Annotated in this window: 16 protein-coding genes and 1 pseudogene; 14 read left to right on the top strand and 3 right to left on the bottom strand. The window is 53.6% G+C overall.

Features of this window, described 5'->3' with window-relative positions; translation table 11 throughout:
• The first annotated feature begins 36 nt into the window (after window positions 1–36).
• From MKZ07_RS21140 to MKZ07_RS21115, 6 genes are all read left to right on the top strand, one after another.
• On the top strand, window positions 37–321 hold the full coding sequence (locus MKZ07_RS21140; protein WP_036692170.1) for an aspartyl-phosphate phosphatase Spo0E family protein: 285 nt from the start codon (window positions 37–39) through the stop codon (window positions 319–321).
• Between the two features lie 143 nt (window positions 322–464).
• Window positions 465–1871: a hypothetical protein gene (locus MKZ07_RS21135; protein ID WP_036692172.1), complete on the top strand. Its 1407-nt coding sequence runs from the start codon at window positions 465–467 to the stop codon at window positions 1869–1871.
• A gap of 410 nt (window positions 1872–2281) precedes the next feature.
• On the top strand, window positions 2282–2668 hold the full coding sequence (locus tag MKZ07_RS21130) for a MarR family winged helix-turn-helix transcriptional regulator (protein WP_051493262.1): 387 nt from the start codon (window positions 2282–2284) through the stop codon (window positions 2666–2668).
• Window positions 2661–4421 (top strand): ABC transporter ATP-binding protein, encoded by a 1761-nt coding sequence (locus tag MKZ07_RS21125; RefSeq protein ID WP_036692176.1) that lies wholly within the window; start codon window positions 2661–2663, stop codon window positions 4419–4421. The genes MKZ07_RS21130 and MKZ07_RS21125 overlap by 8 nt, the downstream gene beginning before the upstream one ends.
• On the top strand, window positions 4418–6322 hold the full coding sequence (locus MKZ07_RS21120) for an ABC transporter ATP-binding protein (RefSeq protein WP_341027415.1): 1905 nt from the start codon (window positions 4418–4420) through the stop codon (window positions 6320–6322). Before MKZ07_RS21125 ends, MKZ07_RS21120 begins: the two co-directional genes overlap by 4 nt.
• A gap of 603 nt (window positions 6323–6925) precedes the next feature.
• On the top strand, window positions 6926–9154 hold the full coding sequence (locus MKZ07_RS21115) for an MMPL family transporter (RefSeq protein WP_341027414.1): 2229 nt from the start codon (window positions 6926–6928) through the stop codon (window positions 9152–9154).
• A gap of 337 nt (window positions 9155–9491) precedes the next feature.
• On the opposite strand, the gene MKZ07_RS21110 is transcribed toward MKZ07_RS21115, so the two are convergent.
• The 3 genes from MKZ07_RS21110 to MKZ07_RS21100 all read right to left on the bottom strand — a co-directional run bounded on the left by MKZ07_RS21110 (window position 9492) and on the right by MKZ07_RS21100 (window position 12398).
• A complete protein-coding gene (locus MKZ07_RS21110; RefSeq protein ID WP_036692183.1) occupies window positions 9492–9812 on the bottom strand; it encodes an antibiotic biosynthesis monooxygenase in 321 nt (106 codons plus the stop codon).
• A 138-nt stretch (window positions 9813–9950) separates the two neighbouring features.
• Window positions 9951–10670 carry a 3-ketoacyl-ACP reductase gene (locus MKZ07_RS21105; RefSeq protein ID WP_036692186.1) on the bottom strand — a complete coding sequence of 240 codons (720 nt, stop codon included), beginning with the start codon at window positions 10668–10670 and terminating at the stop codon, window positions 9951–9953.
• Window positions 10671–10844: 174 nt separating this feature from the next.
• Entirely contained in the window at window positions 10845–12398 is a 1554-nt protein-coding gene (locus MKZ07_RS21100) for an FAD-dependent oxidoreductase (RefSeq protein ID WP_341027412.1), read from the bottom strand.
• Between the two features lie 154 nt (window positions 12399–12552).
• Between MKZ07_RS21100 and MKZ07_RS21095 the strand changes: the two are divergent.
• From MKZ07_RS21095 to MKZ07_RS21060, 8 genes and pseudogenes are all read left to right on the top strand, one after another.
• Window positions 12553–13568, top strand: a pseudogene (locus MKZ07_RS21095) (spore germination protein).
• Window positions 13562–13801: a spore germination protein gene (locus MKZ07_RS21090; RefSeq protein ID WP_341027410.1), complete on the top strand. Its 240-nt coding sequence runs from the start codon at window positions 13562–13564 to the stop codon at window positions 13799–13801. Before MKZ07_RS21095 ends, MKZ07_RS21090 begins: the two are co-directional and overlap by 7 nt.
• A complete protein-coding gene (locus tag MKZ07_RS21085; RefSeq protein ID WP_341027408.1) occupies window positions 13737–14507 on the top strand; it encodes a GerAB/ArcD/ProY family transporter in 771 nt (256 codons plus the stop codon). Before MKZ07_RS21090 ends, MKZ07_RS21085 begins: the two co-directional genes overlap by 65 nt.
• Window positions 14404–14829: a hypothetical protein gene (locus MKZ07_RS21080; RefSeq protein WP_341027406.1), complete on the top strand. Its 426-nt coding sequence runs from the start codon at window positions 14404–14406 to the stop codon at window positions 14827–14829. The genes MKZ07_RS21085 and MKZ07_RS21080 overlap by 104 nt, the downstream gene beginning before the upstream one ends.
• Window positions 14830–14832: 3 nt before the next feature.
• A complete protein-coding gene (locus tag MKZ07_RS21075; RefSeq protein WP_051493267.1) occupies window positions 14833–15402 on the top strand; it encodes a Ger(x)C family spore germination protein in 570 nt (189 codons plus the stop codon).
• 7 nt (window positions 15403–15409) lie between these two features.
• Window positions 15410–15844, top strand: coding sequence for a Ger(x)C family spore germination C-terminal domain-containing protein (locus MKZ07_RS21070; protein ID WP_084648834.1), 435 nt, complete (start codon window positions 15410–15412; stop codon window positions 15842–15844).
• 72 nt (window positions 15845–15916) lie between these two features.
• Window positions 15917–16318, top strand: a complete 402-nt coding sequence (locus MKZ07_RS21065) for a Fur family transcriptional regulator (RefSeq protein ID WP_036692190.1) — start codon at window positions 15917–15919, stop codon at window positions 16316–16318.
• 248 nt (window positions 16319–16566) lie between these two features.
• The gene (locus tag MKZ07_RS21060; protein ID WP_051493269.1) at window positions 16567–18621 is read left to right on the top strand and encodes a methyl-accepting chemotaxis protein; all 2055 of its coding nucleotides are present in this window, start codon (window positions 16567–16569) and stop codon (window positions 18619–18621) included.
• Window positions 18622–18629: the final 8 nt, after the last annotated feature.

Below are 18629 nucleotides of genomic sequence, written 5' to 3'. Positions count from 1 at the left end.
ATAGGGGAGAAGTTGATAGAGAGAAGGTGAGTAACTGTGAACCTTTACCAGAATTCTCCTGATGCCAATGGCCGGGATTACAGAGAAAATGAGCTGTTCCTTACTATAGAGAATTTAAGAAGCGAGCTGCTGGAGGTAGCCCAGGAGCGGAGTCTGAGCGATCATGCGGTGCTGGAGCTAAGCCAGCGGCTGGATGGATATATTGTGATGGCCCAGAACCTGATGATGGAGAGCCTGCGCAGCCGCAAGAATGGAGCCGCGCCCTACGGCAAGAATAAGAAGAGCCAGCGGATCCGGAATCAGGCGGCTTTGCAGCAATAATCAATAATACACCCGGGCATCTGACGGTGTTTGTTAATCATGGTCCTACTAATGTGGGGCCATTTTGTTGTGCTTTTCATAGTGTTGTCCTATAATGGCAATTAATAGAAGGATAACCTGAATGATGGATAGGGAGGTGCCGGGTGGAGGCGAAGCTGACTACATTACGTACGGAAATCGAGAAGAGTCTGTCCCGCTCGGGTCATAATCTTGCCTCATTTGCCAAAGTCTCCGGCCTGAACCGCGGCAGTCTCAGCGCCATTCTTCACGGCAATCCGTCGAAGCCCATCTCGCTGGGACAGCTGGATGCCATGATCCGGGCCTTCGGCTTCCCGGAAGGCTGGCTGTATCCGCTGTATGTGGATGAGTGCTTCAGTGAAGAACGCATCTCCCGCCGCCGGATCGAGCCCTTCCTGGTCAAATGTGCCGAGATGGGCAAGCAGCAATGCATTGAAGAGGTCTTAAGGCGGATTATGGAATATCAGCGGCCGCTGGATATCATCTACAGGGTGGCAGAGAGGCTATTCTGCAGCGGCAAAGTACAGGAGTCTATCGTATTCTACAAGCTGATTGTAGACCATGAACAAGACAGCTATTCCGAGCGTATGGCGATTAGCCAGTACCGTATCTTCATGTCTTTGCAGTCTACTCCCGATGTGGATATGGAGCAGAAGCTTCGAGCTGTAATCAGCTTCGAGCCGTACCGCGGGCTGCTTCCCGAGGAGATGCAGCTGGACGGGCTGCTGAAGCTGGCGAAGGTGTGCTTCGCACTGCACCGCTGGAAGGATGTTGAGAAATTCTCCGATGAGCTGAGGGCGTTAGCAAGCGGGATCTACCGCGAGGAGCTGCGCCGCAGTAAGGGGAAGAGGGCGGAGGCTTTTCAGGCGGAACGTCCGCTGGTGGTCTATTACGGGCACGGCTACCTGCTGAAGGCATCGGCGCTTACCAAGCAAGGGGAGTATGAGCAAGCCAAGAAATATACCGCTGGCTATGCAGACCTGAGCTGGTTCGAGATGCTGGATGACGAAGGGCGCAGCAGTGTAGACAGCTTCAAGCTGTTTGCCACCGCCAACGGGTTCACGCTGGAGATTCTGATGGGTAATATCTCTGTATTGCCTTCCTATATCGCGTTCTTGTCCGAGCACCCTGGGGAGATTCTGTCCGGCATGGTGATCATTATGGAGTCGGCCAACCGCTTCGGGTTCTCCGCTGATGCGGTGATGTCGCGCTTTTCCCGGGAGATGCTGCGGTTTGAACAATTCCAGGATACGATTAATGTAGACCGGGTGTACCGTCTCTATTATCAGATTGCGATCTACCATATCTCCCGCAAGCAGTATGCCAAGGGAATAGACTATATCATTCATTGCCTGCGTCTGACCATTAGGCTCAACAGCGGCAAGGACTTCATTAATTGTGTGACCTTATTTGAAGTGAACAGAGACTACGCTTCGGATACCCAGCAGAATGCGTACCGGGAGCTGATCAGGGAGGTGAGAACGCATGAAGAGATCACTGTTGATGACGGCCAGCGTTTTGGTATTGTTTAGCTTCATTCTTGCGGGTACAGGAACAGATCAGAAGTCCAAGGTAAGAGGCTTTACCACTGTTGAACACGGAGTGGAATTTTAGAGCAGATTAGAGCAGTTAGCAGTTAATTGTATAGCTAAGAGAGACTCCCCGGCCCTCTGTGTCGCGGGAGCGTTTGTGCGCGGTAATGTGAAATAAATTACATAGTAACGGCGTAATCAGGAATTGACAAATTGCAGGCACGAAAATATAATTAGGTAACCTAATTAATACATGCTTTAATTATTTGTATACCTAACTAAAATGAGGTGGAAGCATTGGGATAAATCGCGAAGGTGAAAACTCAGTCGGACACAAGCTTTTCTCTGCACTTCGGAAGCTGCGCAAAGGGCATTGGCATCACTCGGTGGAGGGGCATAAGCCAAGTGAGATGACTTTACTGATATGTATTGCACGGGCGTCGCATACTTCAGATCTGGGACTTAAGGTGTCGGAGATCAGCCGTTTCTTAGGACTGACTCCGCCAACGGTAACTCAGCTGATTAACAGTCTTGAAGCCAAGCAGATGGTAGAACGGCAGGCTGATCCGTCTGACCGGAGGGTAGTGCGCATCAAGTTGACCGAACAGGGGAAAATTATTACCCGCAGAGCCAGGGACCATATGGACGCCACACTTCACAGGATGGTGGAGTATTTAGGTGAGGAAGAATCTGATCAACTGGCGGAACTGCTGCTGAAAGTCTATGCCTTTATGGAGGATAATCCTCCGCCTAATCTAGACCGGTTACAAATGAACGGAGATGAGAAGCATGATTAAATTAATGAAACAACTGAAGCCCTTCCGCTTGGCCATCGCAGGGGTATTGATTCTGGTATTCCTGCAGTCTATGGGTGATCTGTATCTTCCCACCTTGATGAGTAACATTATCGACAAAGGGATTGTGGACGGAGACCAGCCTTATATCTGGAGAATCGGCGGCTTCATGCTGCTGGTGGCGGCAGGAGGTGTGCTATGCTCTATTATTGCCAGTTATCTGTCAGCCAGGGTGGCGGCAGGCTTCGGGAAGAATACCCGTTCCCGGGTGTTCAATCATGTAGAGAACTTTACGCTCCATGAATTCGATAAGCTGGGCACGGCCTCATTGATTACACGTACCACTAATGATATTACACAGGTTCAGACCGTCCTGACTATGATGCTCCGCATGATGGTCGGTGCCCCGATGATGATGATCGGCGGGATTATTATGGCGGTGTCTGAGGACGCCAAGCTCTCGCTGATTTTTGTAGTGGTGATTCCGCTGCTGGTCGGAGCGATATTTTTCATCGGAATGAAGGGCCTTCCGCTGTTCAAGGCGATCCAGATCAAGCTGGACAAATTAAATCTGGTGCTGCGCGAGCATCTGACCGGTATCCGCGTCATCCGCTCCTTCAACCGGATTGAGCATGAGAACAGACGGTTCAGTGAGGCGAACCGCGACCTTACCGACACGGCGATTAAAGTTAACAAGGTAATGGCGGGGCTGATGCCGTTGATGATGATCGTCATGAACTTCTCGATGATTGCCATTCTGTACTTCGGCGGAATCCGTATCGGAGACGGGGATCTGAAGGTTGGCTCTCTGATGGCATTCATTCAGTATGCAATGCAAATTATGTTCTCGCTGATCATGGTTTCGATGATGTTCGTGCTGATTCCAAGAGCTTCTGCCTCAGCACTGCGCATTAATGAAGTACTGGATATGCAGCCTGAGATTAAGGACCCTACCTCTGCAGAACTGAAGACTACGGCTACAGCTACACATGAGGACGGCCGTGACGGATTGCGCGGGTATGTGGAGTTCGACAATGTATCCTTCGCTTATCCGGGTGCGGAGCAGGCGGCCTTGTCGGGAATTACCTTCAGAGCGCGCCCCGGTGAGATTACCGCCATCATCGGCGGAACCGGGTCAGGCAAGTCCACGCTGCTGAATATGATTCCGAGATTCTATGATGCTATTGAGGGTACGATAAGTGTGGATGGTGTGGATGTGCGCCAGATGACGCAGGAGGATCTGCGGAGCAAGATTGGTTATATTCCGCAAAAAGCCGTGCTGTTCACCGGTACCATTAACGAGAATATCCGTTACGGTAAAGAGGATGCTACCGAGGAAGAGATTCTTCATGCCGCCAAGGTGGCGCAGGCCTATGACTTCGTCTCCGCGATGAAGGAAGGCTTCGATTCAAGCATCTCCCAAGGGGGCGGTAACGTCTCCGGCGGACAGAAGCAGCGCCTGTCGATTGCCCGTGCTCTCGTCCGCAAGCCGGAGGTATACCTGTTCGATGACAGCTTCTCCGCGCTGGACTTCAAGACCGATGCCAAGCTGCGTGCCGCTCTTAAGGAGGAGACCACAGAATCTACCGTCCTTATTGTCGCACAGCGGGTAAGCACGGTAATGGATGCAGACCGGATTATCGTACTGGATGAAGGTCAAATTGTCGGAATGGGTACGCACCGCGAGCTGCTGGATAACAATGAGGTGTACCGCGAGATTGTATCCTCGCAGCTGTCAGAGGAGGAAATAGCATGAGTGAGCAGAACAAAGCAGTGAAGCCGCCGCAGGGCGGAAGACACGGCGGCTTCGGCGGTGGACCGGGCGGCGGTCCCGGCATGAGAATGCCCGCCGAGAAGGCAAAGGATTTCAAGGGCACCCTGCGCCGCCTGGTCCGGTATTTGCGTCCGCGCCAGGTCCAGCTAATTATTGTATTCGTGATGGCGATTGCCAGTACCGTATTCAGTATTTTCAGCCCTAAGGTTATGGGGAAGGCAACGACCAAGCTGTTCGAGGGCGCTTATGGCATGATGATGGATGTGCCTGGGGCTAAGATTGATTTTGGCTATGTGAATGATATTCTGATCCTGCTGGCAGGCCTGTATCTGTTCAGTGCGCTGTTCAGTTATATCCAGCAATATGTAATGGCCGGTGTGGCACAGAAGGTTGTATACGATATGCGCGAGCAGATCAACAGCAAGCTGGAGCGGCTGCCGCTGAAATATTTCGATTCCCGGACTCACGGGGAGATTCTCAGCCGGGCGACCAATGACGTGGATAACATCAGCACCACCCTGCAGCAGAGCTTGACCCAACTGATCACCTCCATAGTGACGATTGTCGGGGTTATTGTGATGATGCTGACGATCAGCCCTTGGCTTACCCTGATTACGGTCGTTACGCTGCCGCTTAGCTTCGTGGTGATTATGCTGATCACCAAGCGCTCCCAGACCTATTTCGTCGGACAGCAGAAATCGCTGGGCCAGCTGAATGGTCATGTGGAGGAGATGTATACCGGGCACCGGATTATCAAGGCTTTTGGACGGGAAAAGAACTCCCTGAAGGACTTCAATGCCATCAATGAGGATCTGTATAACTCCGGCTGGCGCTCCCAGTTCATCTCCGGGATTATTATGCCGCTGATGATGTTCATCGGGAACCTGGGGTATGTGCTGGTGTGTGTGGTCGGCGGGATCTTCGTGACCAAAAAAGCGATTGATGTCGGCGACATCCAGGCGTTCATCCAGTATTCGCGCCAGTTCACCATGCCGATTACGCAGACCGCAAATATTGCCAACATCATTCAGTCCACTATCGCTTCGGCAGAACGTGTATTTGAACTGCTGGATGAGGAAGAGGAAGTCCCTGAAGTGGCTGCTACACTGGCGAAACGTTCTGCAGATGCAGAAGAGGGCTCTGTGGAATTCCGTCACGTGCAGTTCGGCTACAAGCCGGGTGAACTCCTGATTGAAGACATGAACATAGAGGTCACTCCGGGACAGACCATTGCGATTGTAGGACCAACCGGAGCCGGCAAAACCACGCTGATCAACCTGCTCATGCGCTTCTATGAGATCAGCGGCGGGGAGATTGTGATCGACGGTGTGAACATCACCGATATGAAGCGCAGCGAGCTGCGCAGTAAATTCGGTATGGTGCTCCAGGATACCTGGCTGTTCAACGGGACCATCCGCGATAATATCGCTTACGGCCGGGAAGGGGCTACGGAGGCTGATGTGGTGCGTGCAGCCAAGGCTGCACATGCCGATCACTTCATCCGTACGCTGCCGCTCGGGTATGACACGATTCTGAATGAAGAGGCCTCCAACATCTCCCAGGGTCAAAAGCAGCTGCTTACCATCGCCCGGGCGATTCTGGCCGATCCGTCCATCCTTATTCTGGATGAAGCAACCAGCAGCGTAGATACACGCACAGAGGTGCAGATTCAGAAGGCGATGAACACGCTGATGCACGGCAGAACCAGCTTCGTGATCGCTCACCGCCTGTCCACCATCAAGGACGCCGATCTGATCCTGGTGATGAACCAGGGCAGCGTGATTGAGAAGGGTACCCATGTGGAACTGCTGGAAGCCGGCGGCTTCTATGCCGATCTCTATAACAGCCAGTTCTCCGGGGATGACCTGCCGGACGCAGGCTGATCCGAATAGAACAGTTACCTGAATATAGCCGGCTGTAGACCACAGCCAAGCATAACCCAGCGTTCATGCAGAGCGTCTTCGGACATTCTCTGTAGGAACGCTTTTTTATACCTATCCACGCACCCACCACTTTCCTATGCCACCACTCAACTCCACCAACTGAACCTTTCCTGCACAAAATACAACTTTCCCCGCGTCCAATTGGCTTAAATCTCAAATTGTTGCACAGAAGGCAGCATTCCTCCTCCATCCATAGGCTACAAATAAAAATTCCTGCATTTTGTGCAGCAATCCTCCAAATATCAGCTTATCTGTGAGCGGAAGGTGCAATATCTGCAAGATTTCCGTGTATAGGGTTCAAGTCATAGTCTCTAGCCGCCCGTGTATTATATAGTATATTCCAGATTATACTAGAAAAAGAGAGCGGAATCCCCCTGCGTCCATGGCACAGGTTCAGGCATTCCAGGGGGCAGCAGCGGCAATGATCACACTAGTTTTTCAAAATTTCAGAAAAAAGATTTGCTTAAAATTTTCGGGGTATATATGATAAGGATATCAAAATGACCCGCGGCTCATTTTTTGGGCGAACGGATAGGAGAGAGGATGAAAGGTATGTCGGGCTACGGAAAATGGGTAGCAGGGAGCAAGACCAAATGGATCACTCTGCTGGTGTGGATTGTACTGGTTGGGGTGCTTACAATGCTCTGGCCTTCGGTGAATTCACAGGTTGCCAATAATGCCTCCAATCTGCCGGAGGATTCACAATCGGTGCGGGCATCGGTCGTTGCCGAGAGAGAATTTCCGGCCGGAAGCGGAGTGCCGGCACTGCTCGTATGGCATCGTGACGGTGGAATCTCGGAGGAGGATCTCGTACATATAACTACAGTATACGGCAAGCTTGAGCAGCAGCCTCTGGAGCATCAGAACTTCGTTCCGCCGCTGGGCAAGCTGCCGCCGCAGGCGCTGCAGGCGTCCTTGTCGGAGGACCGGAGCACGCTAGTCACCCCGGTGCTGTTCGACAAGACGGCGGACAGCGACCAGCTCGGAGAGTCGCTGAAGAGCCTGAAGGAGCTGATCCGGACGGAGACGGGGAGTGACCCGTCTGCCGCCAAGCCGGACAGCGGAGACTTAAGCCTGCGCGTATCCGGCCCGGTCGGAATCTCGGTAGATGCTACAGGGCTATTCAAGAATGCCGATGTATCGCTGCTGATTGCCACCGTCATTCTGGTGCTGGTCTTCCTGCTGCTGATCTACCGTTCACCCATTCTGGCGTTGATTCCTCTGATAGCTGTAGGCTTTGCTTATGGCGTAACCAGCCCGGTGCTTGGTCTGATGGCCAGAGAAGGCTGGATTACGGTGGATTCGCAGGCGGTCTCAATTATGACAGTGCTGCTCTTCGGGGCAGGGACAGACTATTGCCTGTTCCTGATCTCGCGCTTCCGCCAGATGCTGAAGGTGGAGGAGAATAAGGGGCGTGCACTACTGAGCGCCATTTCCCATTCCTCGGGGGCGATTGCGATGAGCGGCTTCACCGTGGTGATGGCCCTCTTCGCTCTGCTGCTGGCCAAATACGGCGCGTACCACCGGTTTGCAGTGCCGTTCAGCGTCTCCATTCTGATTATGGGAATAGCCAGTCTGACCCTGGTTCCGGCCTTGCTGGCCATCTTCGGACGGACCTCCTTCTTCCCGTTCGTGCCGCGCACGCCGCAGATGGAAGCAGAGCGGGCCAAGGCCAAAGGCAGACCGGTGCCGCAGCCGCAGCCTGCCCGCCGCAAAGGAATCGGGTACCTGGTGGTATCCCGCCCGTGGGCCATTGTCGGAATTACGGTGGTGCTTCTGGGAGTGCTGGCCTCCTTCTCCAGCGGAATTAAGTTCACCTATGATATTCTGTCGTCGTTCCCGAAGACTATGGAGTCGCGGGAAGGCTTCGACCTGATTGGCAAGCAATTCTCCCCCGGTGAGCTGGCACCCGCCAAGCTGATGGTGGATACGGAAGGGTTATCCGGTGGAGAAGACCTGAAATCCGTGCTGAGCAGCCTATCCTACGTGGATGTGGTCTCAGACCCGCAGCAGGGATCCGTCAACCCGAAGATTACCGCCTATGACATTGAGTTCAAGGACAATCCGTATTCGATTGAGGCGATGAACCATATCCCGGCACTTCAGGCTACGGTTGAGTCTGCCCTGACGGAATCCGGGATTGAGAACGCGCAGGATAAGGTATGGATCAGCGGCCAGACTGCTACCCAGCACGATACCAAGGAGCTTGGAGAACGGGATACTGATCTAATCATACCGGTCGTTATCGGCCTGATTACGGTGCTGCTGCTGGTCTATCTCAGATCTGTGGTAGCCACAGTGTATCTGGTCGGGACGGTAATCCTGTCGTTCTTCTCGGCACTGGGCCTGGGATGGATCATCATTCATTATGTGCTTGGAGCAGATGCGATCCAAGGCTCCATTCCGCTATATTCCTTTGTTTTCCTGGTGGCGCTCGGGGAGGATTACAACATCTTCATGATCTCGAATATCTGGAAAAAGCGTAAGCATATGCCGCTGAAGCAGGCGATTGCAGAAGGTGTGAATGAGACCGGCTCAGTCATTACCTCCGCCGGACTTATCCTGGCCGGTACGTTCGCTGTATTGGCAAGTCTTCCGATTCAGGTTCTGGTTCAGTTCGGGATTATCACTGCGATCGGTGTCCTGCTGGATACCTTCGTTGTCCGTCCGTTCCTGGTCCCGGCCATCACCGTCCTCTTTGGCCGCGTGGCCTTCTGGCCGGGCAAGCATCAGGAGATCAGCGAAGCCTCTGCTTCGGATACACAGCAATAACAACAGGGATGCCCCGCTAAGCCTGACGGCTGGCGGGGTATCCCTGTTTTCTGCGATAAGATGTTTAGGATAGCGGACTAAATGTAAGTGAATAACCGAATACAGTGTGCTGGTGGCGATGACGTGTATGCCGAATGTATGTGAAAAACAGCATACATTGTGCACGCAAGCAGGCATATGAACCAAATGTATGTGAAAAATCCGGACACAATGGATTAGACAGTCATTTTGCCCAGCATATACATAAGATGTCTCACAAGAATCGTATCCTTCACGCAGAAAAGGGGACCGTCCTAAACGGCCGGCCCTCTCCACTTATTGCTGCTTAAGAAGCAGGCTAGTCAGCCTGAACGTCCGGAGTACGGCTGTGCACCAGCTCGTACTTGTCGAGCGAGGAACTGACAATGGCTTCATTCCGGCCGGCACCGCGGTGCGAGTCCCGGAAGGCGGGACTAGAGGTCCAGCCGTTCAGTGCCTCCTCATTCTCCCATACGGTGCAGATCTTCAGCTCCTCCACGCCTTCCTTAGGGGCGGCGTGCCACACCTCCATGCGAATGAAGCCGGGGATGCTCTGCACCCCGTTATCTGCGCTGAACCGTGAGGCCAGCGCTTGACCATGCCCTTCTTTGATCTTAATCGTATTGGTAACTACCAGCATGCCAAGTCCTCCTTGAAATATAAGAATTTATTTGTTGCACATGATAAATTATCCTTCTATTTCTCGCTGAAACGGTACCATCCTTTGAAAGGACGGCAAAGCCGTTTCCACTTGTTGGGCTGTAAGTAATGTCTGTCGTTATTGCGGATTCGTGGTCCAGATGCCTGCCGTCTTCAGGAAGACGCGATCAGGCAGCTTAAGGGCAGCCAGCGTCAGCTCGGCCACATCCTCCGGCTGCATCATCCGGTCCTCATCCCCGATCTTAAGACCCGCATCGGAAGCAAGGCCTGTATTCACTGTGCTTGGGGTCAGCGCAACGACACGGATATTATGCTTGCGTACCTCCATCGCCAGTGACTCCGTCATGCCCATTAGAGCAAACTTAGAGGCACAGTAGGCGGAGCCTGTGGCGAAGCCGCGTTCTCCTGCGGTGGAGGAGATATTGATGATATTGCCGCTCGAACGCTCAATCATCGCAGGCAGTGCCGCACGGGTCACATAATAGGCCCCGAACAGGTTGATCTGCATATGCCGTTCCCAGTCTGCCGGGTCCATCTCCAGGAACGTGCCGAACTGGGCGATCCCGGCGTTGTTAATAAGCGCGTCGAAGGGCCCAAGGTCCTTCTGCAGGGCTACTACCGCCCGCTCCGCTTCTTCACGTACTGCAATATCGGCCACGGCGATACTGACCTTGATGTCGTACACCTCGGTCAGCGCCGCCTTCAGCGCCTCAAGATCCGCTGAGGTTCTGGAGATTAGCCCCAGGTTGGCACCTTCCTTAGCCAGCGCCATAGCGAGCGCCTTGCCGATTCCCTTGCCTGCACCTGTAATGACAATACTGGTTCCTCTCAAATCCATAACCTGTCGTCACGCTCCTTATATATAGAATGATGGGTAATTCTAGAAGATACTGTCTATTATACCTGAGCAGCCGGGCACAATCACGCCAGAGCCGCAGCTCCGGCAGTGCAGGCTGCTGGCCCCCGGGACCACTTGTGCCGCTAATGCCCCGCAGCGCCCGGTCATCCCACTTTAGTCTTCCGGCGTAATTGTCTTAAGCGGCAAGGTCGCCGGACCTTCGATTACATCGCCTTCATAGGAGAAGCGGGAGCCGTGACACGGGCAATCCCAGGAACGCTCGGCGTTATTCCATTCGCATTCACAGCCCATGTGGGTACAGGTTCTGTCGACAAGATGCAATTGGCCTTCGGGATCGCGGTAGGCACCCGCGCGTTTGCCGTCATGGAAGACAACAGCACCCTGATCCGGCTCCAGATCCTTTGTTTTGGTGTGTACAATCTCCACTTTTCCGGCGACCAGCTCTTTAGCGACAGAGAGGTTCTGCACGATGAAGTTCTTAATGGCAGGGACTGCCTTGAAGCGTGAGGGATCATATAACCTGGTGTAGGGGTTGCTGCTCCCCAGAATGCCGTCTGCGATCAGGCGGGCAGCCGCGGTTCCGTTCGTCATGCCCCACTTCCCGAAGCCGGTGGCGATATAGATTTCCTCGTCCTCGGCGCGCTTGCCGATATAGGGAACCCGGTCCAGCGTGATCAGATCCTGGGTGGACCAGCGGAACGGAATACTGCGGATGCCCAGCAGCTTCCCGGCGAACCGCTCCAGATTCTCATAATGGCCGAATGTACAGATGCCTTGACCGGTCTTGTGGTTCTCCCCGCCGGCAATGACCAGCTTCTTGTCTCCCCATTCCACGGCCCGCAGCGAGCGGGTCGGTTCACCGGCACTCAGATACATGCCGCCCTCATAATCCGTCTCCGGCTCGAACGCCAGACAGTAGGAGCGTTCGGCATGCAGCCGCGAGAAGTAGAGGGACCCGCCGTCATAGAAGGGGAAGTGGGAAGCCGACACGGCATGGCGGCAACGGATCTGGAACTTCTCTCCCTCGGTATGCAGGATTATCTGTCCGTCCGTATCGGCCTTCTCCCCGATCATCGTATGCTCAAATACGGTGCCGCCCCTATCCAGAACCGCCTGCAGCAGCCCCTTCAGATACTCCAGCGGATGAAAACGTGCCTGATCCGGCATCCGGATGGCCCCGCCCGCGCCCAGCGGCAGGGGTACCTGATCCAGCCACTCTCCGGGTAGTCCCAGCTTGCCATAAGCCTCGAATTCCTTATTCAGCGCCTTGAGTGTCTTCTCGTCGCCTTGATCCGCATACAGATAGGCCGCCTCCCGCTTCATCCCGCAGGACAGGTCCAGCTCCTCTGCTGTGGCAATCATCCACTCCATGGCCTCGCTGTTCGACTGATAATACATCCGGGCATGCTCCTCGCCGAAATGCTTCACCAGATCATGATAGATCATGCCGTGCTGGGCGGAGATTTTGGCGCTGGTATAGCCGGTAGCCCCGCCGAGTATTTGTCCGGCTTCAAGCAGTGTGACCTTATATCCGGCCTTGGACAGCAGATAAGCGGTAGTAATCCCGGTAATTCCTGTTCCTACAATAGCAACATCTGTGACATGATCTTCAGCAAGTCTCGGAAAAGACGGCAGCCCGGTGCTGCCTACCCATAACGATTCCGGAAATTGCGGAAGACCTTGCGAATGGGGTTCCTGTGCATTCATAGTATATTCCCTCCTAAGTGATGATCCATTTCATTTATTACCACTCTTCCGTGAAAAGAAACGCTCCTCCTTCCCCAGCAGGTGCATGAAAACCGCCAGAAAGTGCCAACATAAGGAGAAGTTCGCAGAGAGACACGCTCAGGAAGGATGATCTATGCCCGGACAACAGCATAAGCAGAAGGCTTCTCTGGAATGGATCAGGAATGAGCTAAGCGGATTCGGCGACCTGGAGGACAAGCACATGGCTGTTCCGGCGGGAGGGGTCAGTCTGCTGTATATCAAAAGTGTCACAGACGCACAGGCGGTCAGCCGGAATATCATAGCCGCTTTTTACGAAATGAATCATCCGGCCACCTACTACAGCTACATTGCCAATTATCCGGGAAGTGAGGAGACAACAGACGGGCAGCGTGCCCTTGAGCTTCTGCTCAGCGGATATGCCTGCATCGGGAGGGAGGATAAGCTCTGCTTCTTCGATGTCCTGAAAGCCGAGACCGGCAGTATTAAGGAGACGATCACAGAGAGCATCAGCCAGGGACCTTCCGATGCGCTGGGAGAGAACCTGGCGGTGAATCTGAATATGGTCCGGCGGCGCTACCAATCCTCGGCACTGAAGACGGAATTCACCGTCATTGGCAGTGTCTCCAGGACCAAGGTGGCTATCCTCTACGATGAGGACCGGGTGGTATTCAATCTGGCGGAAGGAAAAGTGGCACTGCTGCTCGACACCACCGGCTATGCCATTGTGCTGCCATCTATCTTCAATGATTTCTTCACCGCGATGGATGACAAAATCCACCTCCCTTTTGTAGGGCGCTTCCTGAAGCTCCTGCGGATTATGGGTGTGGCCATGACGCTGTGGCTGCCGGCCCTGTATATCGCCTTTACCTCTTATAATCCGGAGATAGTGCGTGTGCAGATTGCACTGCTGATCGGGGGAAGCCGGGCGACTGTGCCGTATCCTTCATTTGTTGAGGTGATGCTGATGCTGCTGATGATGGAGTTTCTGACCGAGGCCCGACAGCCACGACGGTTGGCGGCCTGATTCTGGGACGGGCGGCGACGGCGGCGGGGCTGATTGGTAACATTATGATTATTCTGGTCTCGGTTGTGGCAATCTCCAATTTCCTGATTCCGCTGAACCTGATAGCTTCTCCATCCGTGTGCTGAAGTATTTCTTCGTGATTGCAGCGGCCATGCTGGGGCTTGTCGGGGTGGTCGTCTGCCTGGTCGGCTTCACGATGTATTTGTGTAGTCAGCGCAGCTTCGGCCAGCCGTATTTCAAGATGTTCTTCCTGGACACCCTGGGGACTACCCTAAGGAAGAAAAGCGTGGGCGATGATGGCAAAAAGCCGTTATTTCTATTGTCTGTTTCTCATGAATTCTCTGATCAATATCATTAACTTCACCCCGCGGGAGCTGATCGATGCCCGGTTTGAGGGTGCGCAGTCCTCCATTGTGATTGCGGTGGTAACAGGTACTCTGTTCATCTACTTGTTCACCAAAGTCATCAATAAATTTCCCGGGCAGGGATTGCCGGAAATCTTCGGAGCGGCCTTGCCCAAGCTGCTGGCCTCCCCGCTGATCTTCATCTATGCTCTTCTCTGGTATACGGCCGGGGCACTGATTATGCTGTCCTTTGTGGATATTACCCTGCGGTTCATCAGCCCGGATACCTGGCCTTACGCGGTGTTGCTCGGCTTCCTGGCAGTTGTCTGCCTCTGTTCGAGGATGGATTCACTGTCGCTGCTCTACGGGCTGGAGGTGACACTCGGGATTACCCTGCCTTTGATCCTGTATGCGACAGTCAAGGCGGTGGTTAACCCGGACTTCAGCTGGGATGCCGTACTGCAGATTATGACATTCCCTGCATGCGCCGGATATGAACAGCCTCGCAGCGGCAACCTTTACATTCAGCGGGTACATCAATTTAGCGATTTTCAACCGGGTGTTTCATGGCTTGAAGCTGAAGCATCTTTGGAGCTTGAGTCTGGAGGGGCTGCTGGTGCTGGCCTTGACTTTTTATGTACCTATCGGGTATCACGGAACGGTCGGGATCGAGCGGCATGTCTATACCTGGTTCACAACGGCGGACAGCATCCGCATTGAGGCATTTCTGATTGAACGCATGCTGTACATCTTCTATTTCGCCTATATCACCCTATCGCTGGTCAGCGCCATTATCCAGTGGCATGTCGGCAAGGAGCTGTTGCTTAGTCTGCTTCCGTCCACGGCCAGAGCGCCGAAGAAAAAGCTGTGGCAGGAGATCATAATCCTTGCCCTTTTTGCAGCCGGCACAATTCTTCTTATGCGACTGGATCAATATAACCTTAACATTGCTGGAGGTGTTCCTCCTGCATCTACGCTGGTATGGGGAGCTGCTGCTGATTCTGCTGTTATTCTGGTGCTACTGGATGATAAGGAGGCGTAGAGCATGAGGGGGCGATGGGGCGGTATTATTATGCTGCTGCTGTGTGTGACGATTACAGGCTGTAACTTCAAAGATATCGACCGGCGAATCTTCGTGGTCGCCATCGGGATCGATCCCGGCCAGCAAGAAGGGACATTCAAGGTAAGCCTCAAGCTGGCCATTCCCCAGGGCGATGTTACGAAGATTGACGAGAAGATGCAGATTCTCACGGAGGAATCAGAGTGCATCTCCGAGGCGCTACGGAGAATGAAGTCCAAGGTGGAGAAGGAGCTGGATTATGTCCACTGCAAATCTGTCATTCTAGGCGAGGGGATTGCGGCCGATGATATCCGGCATGTCACAGACTGGGCGGTGCGGCGCAGAGATATCCAGCTTATTCTTAACTTCGCTATAGGAAGGCCGGGGGCACTGGAGGTGCTGAGGGTGAAGCCGCCCTCTGAGCGCATTCCATCGAATTCGCTGATCCTGGCGATGAGCGGGCAAGGAACAGAGTCACCTTTTATCTCAAGCGTGTACTCCTATCAGCTTATGAGAAGTATATATGAGAATGGCATAGGTCCTCTCACCCGATGAAACCCGCCTGTTCAATCTGCTGTCCCGTTCCAATCTGCGGACGAACTTCCCCGCCCATATAGGCAGCGGAATGTACCAGTACTATACCGAGAGCTCCTCCTCCGGCTACAAGATTGTTGTTCCCCGGGAAGGTGATCCTTACATCCGCTATACCATTAGAATCCGTGCGATCCTGGAGGAGAACAGTACGGAGGAGATGATTACCCACCAGATGCTGAAAAAGATTGGAGTGGCCGGTGCAGCGGAATTAAGCGGTGCCGTCAAGGCACTGCTGGTCAAAATCCGGGAGAGCGGCATGGACCCGATGGGCTGGGGACTGCATTACGGGGCGAGGCACTGGAATAACGGGACGGAAATGACGGTATGGAAGAGTCTGTACCCACGGCTTGATTTTCAGGTGAATGCCAAAGTGGACGTTAAATACTCGGGAATGATCAAATAGGGCTGTGCTGCATTGACGCTTTCAGCATCAGGACTTATACTTGATCTAAAAACAAATTAGAGGATGATGAAGATGAGAACCCTGAACCTTACCTCTCAGCGTCAAGCCGTGTACGATATCGTCCGCAATTCCCATGATCACCCTACCGCTGCCGAAGTCATGAACCGGCTGGTCGAGCAGGGGCATAACCTGGCCTATGGAACGGTCTACAATTCCCTGCGCTATCTTACAGATAAGCAGATGATCCGCGAACTGAAGCTGGGCGAGGCGGCCAGCCGGTATGATGCGCGTCTGGACGACCACCAGCATATTGTCTGTGAAATCTGCGGTGCGGTGGATGAAGTAATGAGCCAGGTCCCGCAGGAGTGGAGCGATTCGGTAGCGGCGGATACGGGCTATTCGATCACTCATACGCATGTGGTATTCGGGGGGATCTGCCCGGCCTGCCAGAGCAGGAATTCACGCCAGAACTAGGACGTTTGTATGAGCTGCGACAGTCGGCATAGTAACAGAATATAACAAAAGACCGTTTTCATTGGAACGGTCTTTTTGCTGTACTCCTATAAAAATTATCAATAAATATAGGGAAATTATCATTAATTACCGGAAAAAAGAGGGTTTTGGGGACTGATATTTAATTATATATAAAGTCTGCTGCCATGATCCACCTTAAGACCCATGAAAAAAGAGAGAAAGCGAGAAAGAGAGAGTGAGTCCATCATATGAATAAAAAGGTGCGTCTGAACATCCGTACGAAGCTGATTACTACCTATCTGCTTGTCTTGCTGGTACCGAGCATCATTATAGGCTGGCTAACCTATCAATCTGCCAGCAGCACCATGGAGGAGCAGCTTACTAATAATGCCCAGGAAAGTGTAATTGCAGTGAACCAGATCATAAGTTCCAATATACAGTCGAAAATAGATGATATCCTCTATTTTGCCGGACAGCTTCCGGCAGATTCCATTAATAACGAGGCGGCTGGTCTGACGGCCCCTGAGCTGGGGAGCAGATTGAGGGAGTATGCGGCGCTTCATCCCGATGTGCTTGATATTTATGCCGGAACCAGCAAGGGAAAGAGCATCCGTGCGGCTGAGCTGGAGTTGCCGGAGGGCTATGATCCCCGCAAGGAAAATACATATATCAATGCGCTTAAGCAGGGCAGCGGCACAGTGATCTCCCCGGTATTTCAGACGGTGAAGGGGGAGAGCGCCATTGCGGTATCGGCGGTGCTCGCGGGCGGAGACGGCGTAGTCAGCCTTGATCTGAATCTGTCCTCCCTTGCCGATATGACGAAAATCAAGGTCGGCCAGGAGGGCTACATTCTGATTGTAGACAACAGCAAGAAATTCCTGCTTCATCCCACAGAAGCGATTGGCGCGGAATCTTCGCTTGAGTTCGTGAAGCAGATGTTCGGGAGCGAGAGCGGAAGCTTCGATTATGTATATAAGGATGCACCTAAGAAGATGACCTTCATGGTGAATGAGCTGACGGGCTGGAGAATCGGGGGCACCATCAGCCTGAATGAGATTACACAGGCAACCAGCGACATCCGTGAGACGGTCTGGCTGGTCCTCTCTATATCCGTGCTGCTGGCGCTGGTGCTGATCTATTTCAACATCGCGTCGATTCTGAAGCCGCTGATCCGCCTGCGCAAGGCAACTGAGCGGATTGCCGGCGGCGACCTGTCGCAGGATATCGGGGACTTCCGGGGGGATGAGATCGGTCTGCTGGCTGTGAATTTCCGCCAGATGGTGGATAATCTGCGGCAGATGATTATCGGGGTACAGACCATGACGGATAATGTCTCTTTCTCCGCTGAGCAGCTGAGCGCCGGGGCAGAGCAGACGACCAAAGCTATAGAGCATGTTACAGTGGCTATCCAGGAGGTGGCGGCCGGCACGCAGCAGCAGGTCAATAGTGTACATAAAGGGATGGCAAGCACAGCTGCCACCACAACCGAGGTAGCCCATATCTCGGAGTTCATGAAGCAGGTGTCGGTAATGATGGACAAGACCTCGCTGTCGGCTTCGGAGGGCAATGATTCGGTCATCAGCGTAGTCGACAAAATCAACGGGATTCATGAAACCGTGGAGGAAATGGGTACCGTCATTGATCAACTGAGCGAGCGGGTGGGGCAGATCCAGGGGATTACCGGTGTGATCTCGGGAATCTCGCGGCAGACGAACCTGCTGGCGCTGAATGCATCCATAGAAGCGGCCAGAGCCGGTGAACAGGGGCGCGGATTCGCTGTGGTAGCCTCGGAGGTCCGCAAGCTGGCTGAAGAATCCGGGAAGTCGGCAAGCCTGATCTCCGAACAGGTAGCCTCTATCCATTCAGAGATGCTCCGGGCTACGTCAACCATGGAGGATGCGAAGAGCAAGGTAATGGACGGCATTATGGCTGTGGATACAACGGGACGTTCGTTCTCGCGCATCCGCAGGGCAATTAAGGGGGCCGCAGAGACCATAGGCGGGATGAACGAAGGTGTTCAGACCCTGACTGCAGAAGCAGACAGTCTGGACCAGGCCATTAGCGAGATCCGCGGCATTACCGAGGCTGCGGCAGGCAGTACCGAGACGATCTCGGCAGCAGCCCAGCAGCAGCTTGCCTCGGTGGAAGAGATCGCCTCTTCCTCAGCCGACCTTAGCCGCCAAGCCGATGAATTGCAGCAGCTGGTCGGACGCTTCAAGCTGTACCCGAGAAACGAGGCTCCTGACGTACCGGAAGCGGTCAAGCCTGGGGAGATCCGCCCTGAGGGCCAGCAGAATTCCTGAGGCCGAAT

This window comes from Paenibacillus sp. FSL P4-0338, from assembly GCF_038002365.1.
Classification (GTDB): Bacteria; Bacillota; Bacilli; order Paenibacillales; family Paenibacillaceae; genus Paenibacillus_AQ.
This window is presented reverse-complemented; position numbering and strand designations above follow the sequence as displayed.